This is a genomic window from Xanthomarina maritima (assembly GCF_008084905.1).
In the GTDB taxonomy this organism is placed as follows: domain Bacteria; phylum Bacteroidota; class Bacteroidia; order Flavobacteriales; family Flavobacteriaceae; genus Xanthomarina; species Xanthomarina maritima.
In genome coordinates this window covers 25,785-41,058 of sequence record NZ_VSFC01000062.1, presented here as the reverse complement: position 1 = coordinate 41,058, position 15,274 = coordinate 25,785, and the positions used below count along the sequence as shown (strand labels likewise).

The window sequence follows — 15,274 nt, the reverse complement described above, 5'->3', positions numbered from 1 at the left end:
CGCAATAATGGTATCAGGAGTTATATATTTCAGAATGTCAGTCTTTTTAATCCTGCCACTCAGCAATAAACAAATTCGTATCGTGTCCACCACCATTATTTCTGTTAGATGAGAAAATCAATTTTTTACCATCATTAGAAAACACTGGAAACGCATCAAATGTATCGCTATGTGTTACTCGCTCTAAGTTTTTACCATCCAAATCAATCATATATAAATTAAACGGAAAACCACGTTCGGACTCAAAATTCGAAGAGAATAAAATCTTTTCACCAGAAGGATGAAAAAACGGACTCCAGTTGGCATTTCCTAAATCGGTTAGCTGGCGTAAATCGCTACCATCTGCATTACAAATATATAATTCCATTTCAGTTGGTTGTACCAAGCCTTCAGCTAACAAATCTTTATATTCTTTAATGTCTTCTTCGGTTTTAGGTCTAGAAGAACGGAAAATGATTTTAGTACCATCTGGCGAAAAGAATGCACCACCATCATAACCTAATTCGAAGGTAATTTGTTTGACATCGCTACCATCTAGATTCATCGTGTATAATTCAATATCACCACTTCTATCTGAAGTAAACACAATTTTATCCCCTTTTGGAGAGACTGTTGGTTCAGCATCATAACCTGGCTCGTTTGTAAGCTGGTTTACAATATTCCCTTCTAAATCTGCTACAAAAATATCGTAGGTATCATAAATAGGCCAAATATATTTTCCGTTTTTGCGTAATGGAGTTTCCGGACAATCTTCACCACCTAAATGTGTCGATGCATAAATTATATGTTCATTATCTGGTAAGAAATAAGCACATGTAGTTCTTCCTTTTCCTGTACTAACCATTGGAGGCATATTATCTTTAAAAGTTTCATCAACATTCATTAAAAACATCTGGTCACAATTAACATTCCAACCTTTATTATTAGATTGAAATACCAATTGCTTATCATCAAAACTCCAGTAAGCTTCAGCATTATCACCACCAAACGTAATTTGTTTTAAAGATTTAAAATGAGTTTCATCTGAATAAATTAAAGTATCCACCCATTTTGTGGCACCAGATTTGGCATCAGCAGAAGATGTCTTATCGTTTTTACACGATATAATTAAAAGTAAAAATAACAAGCTATATAAAAATCTAAAAAACATAGACATAGATTAAAGTTTAATTAAATGGCAATTATTCCATAATTTTGCCAAAAATAAGATTAATAATATGAAGAAAATATCGTTACTAGTTCTTTTTATATCGTTTTTAGGGTGTAAACAAGAATATAAACATGAAAATAGAATAAAAGAAGATGTTACTTTTCTTGCAGATGATAAACTAGAAGGTAGAGAAACAGGAACTAAAGGAGAGCAGGAAGCTGCAGCCTATCTAGTAGAACGTTTTAATGAAATGGGACTACAACCAAAAGGCACGAATGGTTTTTACCAAACGTTTAGCTTTAAGCCTAAAACCGAACCACATGCTGAAGTTAAATATGTAACTATAGCTGAAGATTCAACTATTACAGGAACAAACGTCTTGGCATATATAGATAATCAAGCCGAAAACACCATTATTATAGGAGCTCATTACGATCATTTAGGTTTTGGAAGTGATGGTTCGTTACATAGGGGTGAAAAGGAAATCCATAATGGTGCAGACGATAACGCAAGTGGAGTAGCAGTGATGTTAGATTTAGCTGGAAAACTAAAAAAGGCAAACACGTCTAATAACTATTTGTTTATGGCTTTTTCTGGTGAAGAAATGGGCTTATTAGGGTCTAATTATTTTACTAAAAATGCGACTTTAGATTTAAGCAAAGCCAATTACATGATTAATATGGACATGGTTGGGCGATTAAAACAAGACAGCACATTAGCTGTCTATGGCGTTGGAACATCACCACGTTGGAAACAAACATTATCTGCTACAAATCCTGGTTTTAAATTGGTAGAACAAGAATCAGGTGTTGGACCAAGTGACCACACGTCTTTTTATTTACAAGACATTCCTGTGTTGCACTTTTTTACTGGTCAACATGACGATTACCACAAACCTGGAGACGATACAGAAAAGCTGAATTATGAAGGCATGGATGCTATTTCAAACTATATTTTTGATATCATAACAGAACTGGATAAAAGTGGAAAGCTAGCATTCAGAAAAACAAAGAATGAAAGCGAAGAAACACCTCGTTTTAAAGTTGGTTTAGGCGTTGTTCCAGATTATTTATTTGATGGTGAAGGTATGCGAGTTGATGGCATAAGCGAAGACAAACCAGCACAAAAAGCAGGGTTACAAAAAGGAGATATTGTTGTTAAACTTGGAGATAGTACAATTGTTGACATGATGAGTTATATGAGAGCATTATCTGTTTTCAAGGTTGGAGATTCTACACAAGTAGTTGTTAAAAGAAACGGAAAAGATATTCAAGCAAACATCAACTTTTAAGATTTGGTAAAAATAGGTAACATAGAACTTCCAGATTTTCCATTGCTTTTAGCTCCAATGGAAGATGTTAGCGATCCACCTTTTCGTGCTTTGTGCAAGGAACAAGGTGCAGATGTGGTTTACACTGAATTTATTTCCAGCGAAGGTTTAATTCGTGATGCAGCAAAAAGCGTCATGAAACTGGATATCTATGAAAAAGAACGTCCAGTTGGCATTCAAATTTTTGGAGCTAATTTAGAAAGCATGCTTCAAACCATTGATATTGTTGAAAAGTCGAATCCAGACATTATCGATATCAATTTTGGGTGTCCAGTAAAAAAGGTGGTTAGTAAAGGAGCAGGAGCAGGTATTTTAAAAGATGTTTGCTTAATGGAGCAACTAACTGCAGAAATGGTAAAACGCACCAATTTGCCAGTGACTGTAAAAACCCGTTTGGGCTGGGATCACGATTCTATTAGAATTGTTGAGGTAGCCGAAAGACTTCAAGATGTTGGTTGTGCTGCTATTTCAATTCATGGTCGTACAAGAGCACAAATGTATAAAGGAGAAGCCGATTGGAAACCTATTGCAGAAGTAAAAAATAACCCAAGAATGCATATTCCTGTGTTTGGAAATGGTGATGTAGATTCTCCAAAACGCGCTATGGAAATGCGAGATGTTTATGGTTTGGATGGCTGTATGATTGGTCGTGCAACTATTGGAAACCCTTGGTTTTTTAAGCAAGTAAAACACTTTTTTAAAACAGGCGAACATTTAGAGTCAGTTACTTTAGAAGAGAGAGTAGAAGCTGCCAGAAGACATTTACAAATGGCTATTGACTGGAAAGGAGAAACTCTTGGTGTGTTTGAAACCAGAAGACATTATACCAATTATTTTAAAGGCATTCCTAATTTTAAGGAATATAGAATGAAAATGGTTACTAGCGACGAATCTAAAGATGTTTTTGATGCCTTTGATGAAGTTTTAGACGCTTTTTCTGATTACCAATTTGTTTAATTTTCAACCAGATTTTTAGAGATTCTAACTGAAGCTATTTTTGAGGCTAAAACGCCTAATATAGAAATGGTAACAAACACTATAATTAGGTTTTCGACTTTTAAAGTTACAGGATATGGTAAAGATTGCGTAATCATAATCAAAGAAAACGTTTTTTGTAACCAAACGATTAGGCAACCTAAAACCAAACCAATCAACCCTCCAACAATGGTCATTAAACTTCCTTGAAGAAAGAAAATATTTCGAATGTTTGAAATGGTTGCTCCAAGATTAAAGAGTGTTTTTAATGTTTTCTTTTTGTCTAAAATCATCATAATAATAGAACCAATTACATTAAATAAAGCAATAATTATTACAAGTGTAAAGATTAAATAGACTGCTAAATTTTCTGTATTTAGCATTTTGTAAAGTGCATCGTTTAATTGAGTGCTATTTTTCAATTTAATTTTATTACCTAATACCGAAGTAATTTCTTTTCTAGCTTGTTCTTCAGTTGCGTTTTCCTTCAGTTTGAATTCGATGGCAGTCACTTCATTTTCTTTGTAGTTTAGAAGTACTCTTGCCATATCAAAAGGAGCATAAATGTATTTATCATTTAAGTTTTCATTCACATCAAACACACCAACATTTACAGCATCGAATGTATTGAAAGCTTGTTTTGCAGAAGTTATTTGTCCTTTTCCAGGTTTAGGAACATATAGGTTGATACGTTTCCCATAATTTAAAACACCAAAAGATAAGTTATTTGCAATTCCCCATCCGGAAACTATCTGATTGGTTTTTTGAGTAATCCAACTACCTAAAACTAAAACAGAATCAATACTATTTACAATTTCAAAATTCTCGTCAACACCTTTAATATATGCGTTTGGATAGCTTTTATCTTCAAAAGTAATAAAAACCCTTTCTTCAATTATTTTGGAATATGATGCAACACTTTCTAACTGATTTAACTTAGAAAATTCATTTTCAGAAATTAAAAAAGTTTTACCTACAGATGTTTCAGCTTTCAAATCTGGATCTATAATAGAAGTAAATTGAAGTGTAAAATCTTTTAAACCAGCAAAACCAGAAAGTACAATAAAAAGAGATGCTGAACCTAGAATAACACCTATGGCAGCAATAATGGTAATAAAGTTTATAGCATTGTTAGAGCTTTTAGAAAGCAAATAACGTTTGGCTATGTATAACGAAAAATTCAATTAAGATTTTTTACGTTTATCTAAAAGATCTGGTTTTATTAATGGATTATCCTCCCCTTTTAAAGACTTGTCAATTTTATCTATATACTCGAGAGAATCGTCTAAATAAAACTGAAGAGCAGGCATTCGTCTCAATTGATTTTTGGTACGTTGTGCTAATTCGTGCTTAATTAAAGGCGAGTTAGATTTAATACCTTCAATAAGTTCCTTGCCTTTGTCATTAGGAAAAATACTTAAAAATACTTTAGCAACAGATAAATCTACAGTTACCTTTACTTTTGAAACCGAAATAAGAATACCTTGCATACCTCCTTGTGTAGCTGCTTTTTGAAGTACATCTACCAAATCTCGTTGTAAAACCGAACCTATCTTTTTTTGTCTTTGACTTTCTTCTTCCATAATGCAAAAATAGTGATATTTAAAGATTATATTACTTTTGAGTTGAAAATTCGTAACTTACTATAAATGTATTAATTTAGATTCCCTTTTCAAGGGAATGAAAATATAAATTTTAATGAATAAGATTGAACACATAGGGATTGCAGTTAAAAACTTAAATGAATCTAACGATTTATTTTCCAAGTTATTTGGTAAACCACATTATAAAATAGAAAAAGTAGCTAGCGAAGGAGTTAACACTTCTTTTTTTAAAGTAGGAGAAAATAAAATAGAATTGCTTGAAGCTACAAAACCAGATAGTCCTATTGCTAAATTTATAGAAAAAAAAGGCGAAGGCATTCATCATATTGCTTTTGATGTTACAGATATTGAAGCTGAAATAAGCAGATTAAAAGAAGAGGGCTTTATAGTTCTAAACGAAACACCAAAAAAAGGAGCAGATAATAAATTAGTCGCATTTTTACATCCTAAATCTACAAATGGTGTGTTAATTGAGTTGTGCCAAGATATAAAGAAATAAAAAATCTTGCAGCCTTTGAAAATATGTAGTAATATTGCACACTCTTTTAAATAAGAGAAAAATTAACAACAATGTTAATTGGTCCCATAGCTCAGTTGGTTAGAGCACCTGACTCATAATCAGGTGGTCCTTGGTTCGAGCCCAAGTGGGACCACTTTTAAAATCAAGCCTTACGGAGACGTAAGGCTTTTTTATTTTGTATGGGTAGAACTTAGGTTAAACAAAATAAAATTATTTATTAAAATATAGTAATTTAATTTTCGTTATTTATTATTACACTTTTTAGTTGCTGTAAAATTTTAATGGAATATAGACTTAAAGACTTATATAACAATTTAATAAAGTAAATATGTTTTATATATTATAAAAAAACATATATTTGATTTATTAAATATATTGTTACTAATTTTCTTTTTGTGCAATTCACCGAAGTTTTTTGCACTTTAAGGAGATTTTTTGTCTAAATTATTTTGAAGATTAGCTTTTTTTTATACATTTACAAGCAAATGAAAATACAAAACAAAAAAATGTTTGCCTCAATCTTATTTGTATTAATAAGCTTTGTTTGTGTAGCTCAAAGTACACCACCTCCACCAATGCCACCACCTCCACCAGGACTTCCAATAGATGGAGGGGTTCTAGCTGGATTGTTTTTGGGTGTTTTTATAGGTGTAAGAAAATTATTAAAGCGCTAATCTAAACTCATTAATCGAGTTACATATTTTCCAATTACATCAAATTCTAAATTCACTTCAGTACCTTTAATTAAGTTTTTAAAGTTGGTATGTTCAAAGGTGTAAGGTATAATAGCTACACTAAAAGTGTCTTTCTTTGAGTCTACAACTGTTAAGCTTACACCATTAACTGTTATAGAACCTTTTTCTATAGTTATGTTATTTAAGGTAGAATCATATTGAAAAGTAAATTTCCAGCTTCCTGATATTTGTTCAATTTTAGTACAAATTGCTATTTGGTCAACATGACCTTGAACAATATGGCCATCTAGTCTATCACCAAGTTTCATAGCGCGTTCAAGATTTACATTGTCATATTTTTTAAGAGATTCTAAATTTGTTTTTTTTAATGTTTCTGCTATTGCAGTAACCGTATATTCATTTCCAGAAATATTAACTACGGTTAAACAAACACCATTATGTGCGACACTTTGATCTATTTTTAAATCATTTGTAAAAGTACATTCAAGAGTAATATGAAGATTATTAAGCTCTTTTTTTAATTCTTTTACTTTACCAACACTTTCAATAATTCCAGTAAACATATATGTCGAATATTTGGTTAAATTTGCAAGTGTAAAATTACAAACAAAAAGTTACCTTACTTAATGAAAAACGAAGAAAATATAATTGTAGGTATATCTATTGGAGACTTAAATGGAATTGGAGGAGAAGTTGTGCTTAAAACTTTTGAAGATGTTAGAATGCTAGAATTTTGTACACCTGTAATTTTTGCTTCAGTTAAAACTATTACATTTTTAAATAAACATTTCGATTTTAAACTCAATTTTAATGGTATTAACCATTTCAATCAAATAATACATGGAAAGCTAAATGTATTTAATGTTTGGAATGATAAATTCAACATTGAGTTTGGTAAAGAAGATGCTAAAATTGGAGAGTATGCAATTAAGTCTCTACAATCAGCTACTAAAGCTTTGAAGGATAATAACATAGACGTACTTGTGACAGCTCCTATTAATAAACATAATATCCAATCTGAAACATTTAATTTCCCTGGTCATACAGATTATTTAGCTAAAGAATTAGAAGGTAACAGTTTAATGTTTATGGTGTCTAATGATCTTAGAATTGGTTTACTAACAGACCATGTTCCAGTTAAAGATATTTCTAAACATATAACCAAAAAATTAATTAAAGAGAAATTAGACATTATTTATCAATCTCTCGAAAAAGATTTTAAAATAAGAAAACCGAAAGTTGCAGTTTTAGGAATCAATCCTCATACTGGAGATAATGGTGTAATAGGAAAAGAAGATGACGAAGTTTTAAGACCAACCTTAAGTGAAATTAGAAATAAAGGAAGATTAGTTTATGGTCCTTACGCAGCAGATAGTTTTTTTGGATCTAAAAATTATAAAAATTTCGATGCCATTATTGCATCATATCACGACCAAGGATTAATACCTTTTAAAACTCTAGCTTTTGGAAAAGGTGTTAATTTTACTGCAGGTTTAAATAGAATCAGAACGTCTCCAGATCATGGCACAGCCTTTGAAATTGCTGGTAAAGGAGAAGCAGACGAAAGTTCTTTTAAAGAAGCTGTTTTTACTGCTATCCAGATATTTAAAAACAGAAATGAATTTGAAGAATTGATTAAAAATCCTTTAAAAAACAGACCTAAAAAGATATAAACAAAAAATGTTTATAAGTTGTTTTATCTAAAGAATATTTTACTATATTTGCATGCTCAAATTAGATGTGATAATGAAGCTACTGAAAGAGTTTACAATTCCATTTGTAGGACTAAAACAAGGAAAGCATCATTTTGAATATCAAATTGATAATGAGTTCTTTGAACATTTTGAGTATGAAGAGTTTAACGATGCTTCAGTTAAAGTTGATTTAGTTTTGGAAAAAAAGACAACTTTACTTGAATTAGATTTCGAAATTTCTGGAACTGTAAACATCAATTGCGATTTAACAAATGAAGCTTACAATCAAGAAATTTCAAACCAATTCAACCTAGTCGTTAATTTTGGAGAAGAATTTAATGACGAAGAAATCGATTTATTAATTATTCCACATGGCGAATATGAAATAAATATTCAACAATATATTTACGAATTAATTGTTCTTTCTGTACCAACAAAAAGAATTCATCCAGGCGTAAAAGATGGAACATTAAATTCAGACATACTTAAAAAATTAGAAGAGTTAAGCCCAAAGCTAAAAGAAAATAAAGAAACTGAAGAGGAAATAGATCCTCGTTGGAATACATTAAAGAAACTATTAACGGATAAATAAATATAGAAAATGGCACATCCTAAAAGAAAAATCTCGAAAACAAGAAGAGACAAAAGAAGAACACATTATAAAGCAACTGCACCGCAAATTGCTACGTGTCCTACAACAGGAGAAGCACACTTATACCATAGAGCTCATTGGCACGAAGGTAAGTTATATTATAGAGGACAAGTTCTTATAGATAACTCTGAAGTAGAAGAAAATTTAGCATAAGTATTATGCATGCATATAATAAAACGCTCACTTGTGAGCGTTTTTTTTGTTTTTAAATTTTTATAGAAGTCAAAAACGACTTAATTTGCATTAAATTAAACCAAAATGAATTGTTTTTTATACATTTCATAATTATTTGATTGATTTTGTAATAAATTTGAGTCAAATTAACTTTATATATTATGAGTAAAATCTCAGCAGCAATCACAGCTGTAGGTGGTTATGTGCCAGATTTCGTGTTAACCAACAAGATGTTAGAAGACATGGTTGACACTAATGATGAATGGATTACTACGCGAACAGGTATTAAAGAAAGAAGAATTCTAAAAGAAGATGGTAAAGGCACTTCTTATTTAGCCATTAAAGCTGCTCAAAATCTTATAGATAAAAGTGGTATTAATCCTAAAGATATTGAACTGGTCATAGTTGCAACAGCAACTCCAGATATGAAAGCTGCTTCAACTTCTGCTTATACAGCAACTCATATTGGAGCTACTAATGCCTTTTCTTTCGATTTAGAAGCTGCATGTTCAAGTTTTTTATATGGCATGTCAGTAGCGGCAAGATATATCGAATCAGGAAAATACAAAAAGGTACTTTTAGTAGGAGCTGATAAAAACTCCTCTATGATTAATTATGAAGACAGAGCAACCTGCATTATTTTTGGAGATGGAGGAGGAGCTGTACTTTTTGAACCTAATGAAGAAGGCTTTGGATTACAAGACGAATTTCTAAGAAGCGATGGTTCAGGAAGAGAGTTTTTACAAGCAACTTATGGAGGTTCATCATATCCATCAACTCCAGATGCTATAAAAGAACATAAACATCAAGTTTTTCAAGATGGAAAAACCGTATTTAAAAATGCTGTTTTTAATATGGCAGATGTTGCAGTAAAAATTTTAGACCGAAACAATCTAACTACTAAAGATATATCATGGTTAGTTGCTCATCAAGCAAATAAACGCATTATTGATGCAACAGCTAATAGAATAGAATTAGAGGAAGAAAAAGTAATGATGAATATTGAAAGATATGGAAATACTACATCAGCAACACTTCCTTTATTATTAAGCGATTACGAATCCAAACTTAAAAAAGGAGATAACTTAATTTTTGCTGCTTTTGGAGGTGGATTTACTTGGGGCTCTATTTATTTAAAATGGGCTTATAACTCCTAACTAACTACTAAATAAAATTTAATATCTAAAATTATGGATTTAAAGGACATTCAAAACTTAATTAAATTTGTTGCTAAATCAGGAGCAAGTGAGGTTAAATTAGAAACAGAAGATGTAAAAATCACTATCAAAACCGGAAGTGATGATAAACAAGAAACGACAACTTATGTACAACAAATTCCTGTTAGTACACCAGTTGCGCAAGCAGCTGCTCCAGCTGCTCAGGCTGCACCAGTAGAAACTCAAGCAGCAGCTCAACCTGCAGAAGATTCAAAATACATAACTATAAAATCACCAATTATAGGAACTTTATATCGTAAACCTTCACCAGACAAACCAGTTTTTGTTGAGGTAGGTCAAACAATTAAAGAAGGAGATGTATTGTGTATTATTGAAGCAATGAAACTATTTAACGAAATAGAATCTGAAGTTTCTGGAAAAATAGTAAAAGTACTTGTTGACGATTCTTCGCCTGTTGAATTCGATCAACCATTATTTTTAGTTGATCCATCATAACAATTTAAAAATTCCAATACGCAAATCTCAAAATCCAATATTTGGAATTTGGAGCTTGGAATTTGAAATTTTTAATACTTAAAGTTATGTTTAAAAAAATACTAGTTGCCAATAGAGGAGAAATAGCACTACGTGTTATTAGAACCTGTAAAGAAATGGGCATAAAAACGGTAGCCATCTATTCTACAGCAGATGCCGAAAGCTTACATGTTAAGTTTGCAGACGAGGCTGTTTGTATTGGTCCACCACCAAGTAATCTGTCTTATCTAAAAATGTCGAATGTTATTGCAGCTGCAGAAATCACTAATGCAGATGCCATTCATCCAGGATATGGATTCTTATCAGAAAATGCTAAGTTTTCTAAAATATGTGAAGAGCATAAAATAAAGTTCATTGGAGCTTCTGCTGAAATGATTAACCGAATGGGAGACAAAGCTTCGGCAAAAGCTACTATGAAAGCTGCAGGAGTACCTTGTGTACCAGGAAGCGATGGTATAATTGAAAGCTTTGAAGAATGTGAAAAGATAGCCAAAGAAACTGGGTATCCTGTAATGCTAAAAGCAACTGCAGGAGGTGGAGGAAAAGGTATGAGAGCTGTTTGGAAACCTGAAAAACTTAAAGACGCTTGGGATTCTGCAAGACAAGAATCTAAAGCAGCTTTTGGGAATGACGATATGTACATGGAAAAACTTATTGAAGAACCAAGACATATTGAAATACAAATTGTTGGTGATTCTAACGGAAAAGCATGTCATCTTTCAGAAAGAGATTGTTCTGTTCAAAGAAGACATCAAAAATTAACAGAAGAAGTGCCTTCTCCATTTATGACAGCTGCTTTGCGTAAAAAAATGGGAGATGCTGCTGTAAAAGCTGCTGAATTTATTAAATACGAAGGAGCTGGAACGGTAGAATTTCTTGTAGATAAACACAGAAATTTCTACTTCATGGAAATGAATACTCGTATTCAAGTGGAGCATCCAATTACAGAACAAGTTATCGATTTCGATTTAATTCGTGAACAAATTCTTGTAGCAGCTGGTGTGCCAATTTCGGGTAAAAACTATACACCAAATTTACATTCTATTGAATGTAGAATTAATGCAGAAGATCCTTTTAACGATTTTAGACCTTCTCCAGGAAAAATAACAACCTTACATGCTCCAGGAGGTCATGGTGTACGGTTAGACACACATGTTTATGCAGGATATACAATTCCTCCAAATTACGATTCAATGATTGCTAAGCTAATTACAACGGCTCAAACCAGAGAAGAGGCTATCAATAAAATGAAACGTGCTTTAGATGAATTCGTAATTGAAGGGATTAAAACTACTATTCCTTTCCATAGACAATTAATGGATCATCCAGATTATTTGGCTGGGAATTATACCACAAAATTCATGGAAGATTTCGTAATAGAAAAACCAATTGAAGATTAAAATTGAAAGCTCCTAATTAGGAGCTTTTTTTATTTAGGTGTTCTTTTACTTTTAAAAGTAAAAGTCAGGCTTTAGCAAGTTGTTTTTTTGAAGTAAAAAAGAGCTCCAACAATTGCTTAATCCTTAACACAAAAACACTATTTTTACTTTTTTAGCAACCAACCAAAAATGAACCTTTCTTACTGGGAAATAAAATCGTGGTTTACCAATATCGACTATACCATAGTTGGTAGTGGTATTGTAGGGTTAAATTGCGCTTTACAATTAAAACAACGATTTCCTAAAGCTAGTATTCTCATCTTAGAAAAGGGCATGCTACCACAAGGAGCAAGCACCAAAAATGCTGGATTTGCTTGTTTTGGAAGCTTAGGTGAAATCCTTGACGATTTAAAATCACATTCAGAAGAAGAGGTGGTCAATTTGATAAAAAAGAGATTAGATGGTTTATTACTATTAAGACAAACCCTTTCAGATCAAGCTATTTATTATCAGCAATTAGGAGGCTACGAACTATTTACAAAAGAAGACTCTAAGCTTTTTGAAGCTTGTTTATCAAAAAGAGATACTATAAATAAGCTTCTAAAACCCGTTTTTAATGATGATGTTTTTAAGTTAAAAGAAAATGTGTTCAACTTTAGAAATATTCAAAAAACTTATGTGTTTAATAAGTTTGAAGGGCAAATAGACACAGGGAAAATGATGGAGTCTTTGCTTCAAAAAGTCCAATTAGATGGCATTAAAATACTGAACAACATTTTGGTTGAAAGTTATACTGACCTAGCAAATCATGTTCAAGTAAAAACCAATCAGTTTGATTTTACAACAAAAAACCTCATTTTTACAACTAATGGGTTTGCTTCACAACATATTTCAGAAACTGTAAGACCAGCTAGAGCACAAGTTCTTATTACAAAACCTATTGAAAACCTTCATATTAAAGGCACATTTCATTTAGATAAAGGTTATTATTATTTCAGAAATATAGACAATAGGATTTTATTTGGAGGAGGTAGAAATCTCGATTTTAAAACTGAAGAAACCACTGAATTAGCCCAAACTGAACTCATTCAAAATAAATTAAACGAGCTTTTAAAAACAGTAATTTTGCCTGAAACAGATTTTGAAATAGATTATAGTTGGTCTGGAATTATGGGAGTTGGTACCACCAAAAAACCTATTATAAAGCAACTATCAAATCATGTGTATTGTGGTGTAAGACTTGGAGGCATGGGAGTTGCCATTGGAAGTTTAATTGGAAGAGACATTGTAGATTTAATCGAATAAGATGATTAAAAAATTCTTCAAATTTATATTTAAGCTTATTGTTGGAATATTTATCCTGTCCATAGCTATAGTATTTTTATACAAATGGGTTCCTGTCCCAGCAACACCTTTAATGATGATCAGGTCTGTTGAGAATTTTAAAGAAGACAAACCATTTATCTGGGAACACAATTGGGTTTCTTTAGATAAAATTTCAAAAAACTTGCAATTAGCAGTTATTTGTAGTGAAGACCAGAATTTTTTAGCTCACAATGGATTTGATGTAAAAGCTATTGAAAAAGCGTATCAAGACAATAAAAAAGGAAAACCTGTTAAAGGAGCAAGTACCATCAGTCAGCAGACTGCAAAAAATGTATTTCTTTGGCCAAAACGTAGTTGGATGAGAAAAGGTTTTGAGGTGTATTTTACCTTTTTAATTGAAACTATTTGGAGCAAAGAACGCATTATAGAAGTCTATTTAAATAGTATTGAAATGGGTAATGGAATTTATGGAGCCGAAGCTGCGGCTTATTATTGGTACAAAAAGCCTGCTTCAAAATTATCTCAGTACGAAGCTGCTTCAATTGCAGCTATTTTGCCAAATCCGTTAAAATATAAAGCTAATCCAGCTTCAAATTATATCGAGCGAAGAAAAATCTGGATTGTAAGACAAATGGGTTATTTTGGTAAGTTAGATTATGATAAATCTCATGGAGAATAAATTAAAATTAAAAGAACAGCTCTACTTTCAATGTATACAGTTTTGTAACAACCGACTTTTAAACATTCAAAAAACAATTGAAGAAATTCAAGATTCTTTGGTGTCTGAAACTAAAAGCTCGGCTGGAGATAAACATGAAACCGGAAGAGCGATGCTTCAGTTAGAACGTGAAAAAGCAGGAAATCAACTAGCTGAAATTCAAAAAACTCAAGAATCTTTATCTAAGATAGACATTTCTAAATCGACTAAAATAGTTTGTTTAGGTTCTGTAGTTATCACTTCTGAAGCTAATTATTTTATTGCTATAAGTGCAGGAGAAATAAAAATAAACGACGAAATATTCTTTGCCATTTCACCAAATACACCTATTGGAAAATTGTTAGTTGGGAAAAAAGCTGGAAATTTTGTTAGTTTTAGAGAGCAGAAATTTAAGATTGTTGAGGTTCGATAATTAAACAAACTTTTTTGTTTTTTTCAACTTCTTTATGGTGTTTAAACAATATTAAATCTCCATTTAATTCAGCCTCAATCAAAAAAAAAGTTCCTTTAAAATAACACTTTTTTACTGTTGCCTTTATGTTGGATTTTTCAACCAATTGAACTTGATGTGCATAAACAATTGTATTATCAATGACATTAAATTCTCCAAAAAAAGATGCAATTAAAGGTGTTTTAGGTTGTTTAAACAAATGTTCTGGTGTGTTGATTGCTTCAATTTTATGGTTATTTAAAACTATCATTTTATCTGAATATGATAAGACATCCTCTTTATCGTGTGAAGCCACAATACATGCAATGTTTCTCTCTTTTAAATAATTGAAGAGGTTTCGTCTTAAACTCTGTTTTTTAAAGTTGTCGATATGACTAAAAGGTTCATCCAGTAATAGAATTTCAGGTTCTTTAGCTATAGCTCTAGCCAAGGCCACACGTTGTTTTTGTCCACCACTTAAAAGTTTTACTTTGGTGGGAGCAAAATCATTAAGTTCTACAACTTCAAGAAGTTCTTTTATTCGTAGTTGTTTTTCATCAGGATAGAAGTTTGATAAGTGTTTTCCAATATTTTCAGCTACTGAAATAAATGGCATTAAATCGAATTCTTGAGAGACGTATTTCATAAAATCGTATCCAACAACCAGATTGTGCTTAGGTCCAAGAATTTCGGTATTTTTCCAAAAAAGTTGCCCTTCGTTTGCATCTAATTCACCGTAAAGTAATTTTAGCAAGGTGCTTTTTCCTGAACCACTTTCACCAATGATGGACACATGTTCTCCAGCCTCTACAGAAAAACTAATGTCTTTTAAAACAGGAGTTTTTTCATAGCTAAACAAAATGTTTATTACTTGAAGCATGTTATTGGTTATTAGAAAAAAATCCGTTTTATCCC

General features: G+C 31.7%; 18 protein-coding genes and 1 tRNA gene. 14 read left to right on the top strand and 5 right to left on the bottom strand.

Going from position 1 to position 15,274, the window contains the following annotated elements; all coding sequences use genetic code 11:
- Nucleotides 1-46 precede the first annotated feature (46 nt).
- Nucleotides 47-1,156, bottom strand: a complete 1,110-nt coding sequence (locus FVF61_RS12525) for a PD40 domain-containing protein (RefSeq protein WP_148456928.1) — start codon at nt 1,154-1,156, stop codon at nt 47-49.
- Nucleotides 1,157-1,217: 61 nt separating this feature from the next.
- Here FVF61_RS12525 and FVF61_RS12520 point away from each other — a divergent pair, with 61 nt between their 5' ends.
- Nucleotides 1,218-2,441, top strand: coding sequence for a M28 family peptidase (locus FVF61_RS12520; RefSeq protein WP_148456926.1), 1,224 nt, complete (start codon nt 1,218-1,220; stop codon nt 2,439-2,441).
- Nucleotides 2,442-2,444: 3 nt separating this feature from the next.
- Nucleotides 2,445-3,437: a tRNA dihydrouridine synthase DusB gene (gene dusB, locus FVF61_RS12515; protein ID WP_148456924.1), complete on the top strand. Its 993-nt coding sequence runs from the start codon at nt 2,445-2,447 to the stop codon at nt 3,435-3,437.
- Here dusB and FVF61_RS12510 read toward each other — a convergent pair.
- Together FVF61_RS12510 and rbfA are read right to left on the bottom strand one after the other, a co-directional pair.
- The gene (locus FVF61_RS12510; RefSeq protein ID WP_148456923.1) at nt 3,434-4,639 is read right to left on the bottom strand and encodes an ABC transporter permease; all 1,206 of its coding nucleotides are present in this window, start codon (nt 4,637-4,639) and stop codon (nt 3,434-3,436) included. The two genes, dusB and FVF61_RS12510, sit on opposite strands and share 4 nt — an antisense overlap.
- Nucleotides 4,640-5,038 carry a 30S ribosome-binding factor RbfA gene (gene rbfA, locus FVF61_RS12505; protein WP_148456922.1) on the bottom strand — a complete coding sequence of 133 codons (399 nt, stop codon included), beginning with the start codon at nt 5,036-5,038 and terminating at the stop codon, nt 4,640-4,642.
- Nucleotides 5,039-5,153: 115 nt separating this feature from the next.
- On the opposite strand from rbfA, the gene mce reads away from it, so the two are divergent.
- The 3 genes from mce (at nt 5,154) to FVF61_RS12490 (ending at nt 6,253) form a co-directional block, all read left to right on the top strand.
- The gene (gene mce / locus FVF61_RS12500; RefSeq protein ID WP_148456921.1) at nt 5,154-5,558 is read left to right on the top strand and encodes a methylmalonyl-CoA epimerase; all 405 of its coding nucleotides are present in this window, start codon (nt 5,154-5,156) and stop codon (nt 5,556-5,558) included.
- An 80-nt stretch (nt 5,559-5,638) separates the two neighbouring features.
- Nucleotides 5,639-5,712, top strand: a tRNA-Ile gene (locus tag FVF61_RS12495).
- Between the two features lie 373 nt (nt 5,713-6,085).
- The gene (locus FVF61_RS12490; protein WP_233586833.1) at nt 6,086-6,253 is read left to right on the top strand and encodes a PID-CTERM protein-sorting domain-containing protein; all 168 of its coding nucleotides are present in this window, start codon (nt 6,086-6,088) and stop codon (nt 6,251-6,253) included.
- Here the strand turns inward: FVF61_RS12490 and FVF61_RS12485 are convergent.
- Nucleotides 6,250-6,837, bottom strand: a complete 588-nt coding sequence (locus FVF61_RS12485) for a riboflavin synthase (protein WP_148456917.1) — start codon at nt 6,835-6,837, stop codon at nt 6,250-6,252. The genes FVF61_RS12490 and FVF61_RS12485 overlap by 4 nt on opposite strands.
- 63 nt (nt 6,838-6,900) lie before the next feature.
- Here FVF61_RS12485 and pdxA point away from each other — a divergent pair, with 63 nt between their 5' ends.
- The 9 genes from pdxA to FVF61_RS12440 all read left to right on the top strand — a co-directional run bounded on the left by pdxA (nt 6,901) and on the right by FVF61_RS12440 (nt 14,341).
- Entirely contained in the window at nt 6,901-7,947 is a 1,047-nt protein-coding gene (gene pdxA, locus FVF61_RS12480; protein ID WP_148456915.1) for a 4-hydroxythreonine-4-phosphate dehydrogenase PdxA, read from the top strand.
- A 73-nt stretch (nt 7,948-8,020) separates the two neighbouring features.
- Nucleotides 8,021-8,560, top strand: a complete 540-nt coding sequence (locus tag FVF61_RS12475) for a YceD family protein (protein ID WP_148456913.1) — start codon at nt 8,021-8,023, stop codon at nt 8,558-8,560.
- Between the two features lie 9 nt (nt 8,561-8,569).
- On the top strand, nt 8,570-8,773 hold the full coding sequence (gene rpmF / locus FVF61_RS12470; protein WP_007647175.1) for a 50S ribosomal protein L32: 204 nt from the start codon (nt 8,570-8,572) through the stop codon (nt 8,771-8,773).
- 182 nt (nt 8,774-8,955) lie between these two features.
- A complete protein-coding gene (locus FVF61_RS12465) occupies nt 8,956-9,951 on the top strand; it encodes a beta-ketoacyl-ACP synthase III (protein ID WP_148456911.1) in 996 nt (331 codons plus the stop codon).
- Nucleotides 9,952-9,984: 33 nt separating this feature from the next.
- Nucleotides 9,985-10,467, top strand: a complete 483-nt coding sequence (gene accB / locus FVF61_RS12460) for an acetyl-CoA carboxylase biotin carboxyl carrier protein (RefSeq protein WP_148456909.1) — start codon at nt 9,985-9,987, stop codon at nt 10,465-10,467.
- An 86-nt stretch (nt 10,468-10,553) separates the two neighbouring features.
- A complete protein-coding gene (gene accC, locus FVF61_RS12455; protein ID WP_148456907.1) occupies nt 10,554-11,906 on the top strand; it encodes an acetyl-CoA carboxylase biotin carboxylase subunit in 1,353 nt (450 codons plus the stop codon).
- A 168-nt stretch (nt 11,907-12,074) separates the two neighbouring features.
- A complete protein-coding gene (locus tag FVF61_RS12450) occupies nt 12,075-13,190 on the top strand; it encodes an NAD(P)/FAD-dependent oxidoreductase (RefSeq protein WP_148456905.1) in 1,116 nt (371 codons plus the stop codon).
- A gap of 1 nt (nt 13,191) precedes the next feature.
- A complete protein-coding gene (mtgA, locus tag FVF61_RS12445) occupies nt 13,192-13,890 on the top strand; it encodes a monofunctional biosynthetic peptidoglycan transglycosylase (RefSeq protein WP_148456903.1) in 699 nt (232 codons plus the stop codon).
- Nucleotides 13,880-14,341 carry a GreA/GreB family elongation factor gene (locus FVF61_RS12440; RefSeq protein WP_148456901.1) on the top strand — a complete coding sequence of 154 codons (462 nt, stop codon included), beginning with the start codon at nt 13,880-13,882 and terminating at the stop codon, nt 14,339-14,341. The genes mtgA and FVF61_RS12440 overlap by 11 nt, the downstream gene beginning before the upstream one ends.
- Here FVF61_RS12440 and FVF61_RS12435 read toward each other — a convergent pair.
- Nucleotides 14,319-15,239, bottom strand: a complete 921-nt coding sequence (locus FVF61_RS12435; protein ID WP_148456899.1) for an ABC transporter ATP-binding protein — start codon at nt 15,237-15,239, stop codon at nt 14,319-14,321. The genes FVF61_RS12440 and FVF61_RS12435 overlap by 23 nt on opposite strands.
- Nucleotides 15,240-15,274 lie beyond the last annotated feature (35 nt).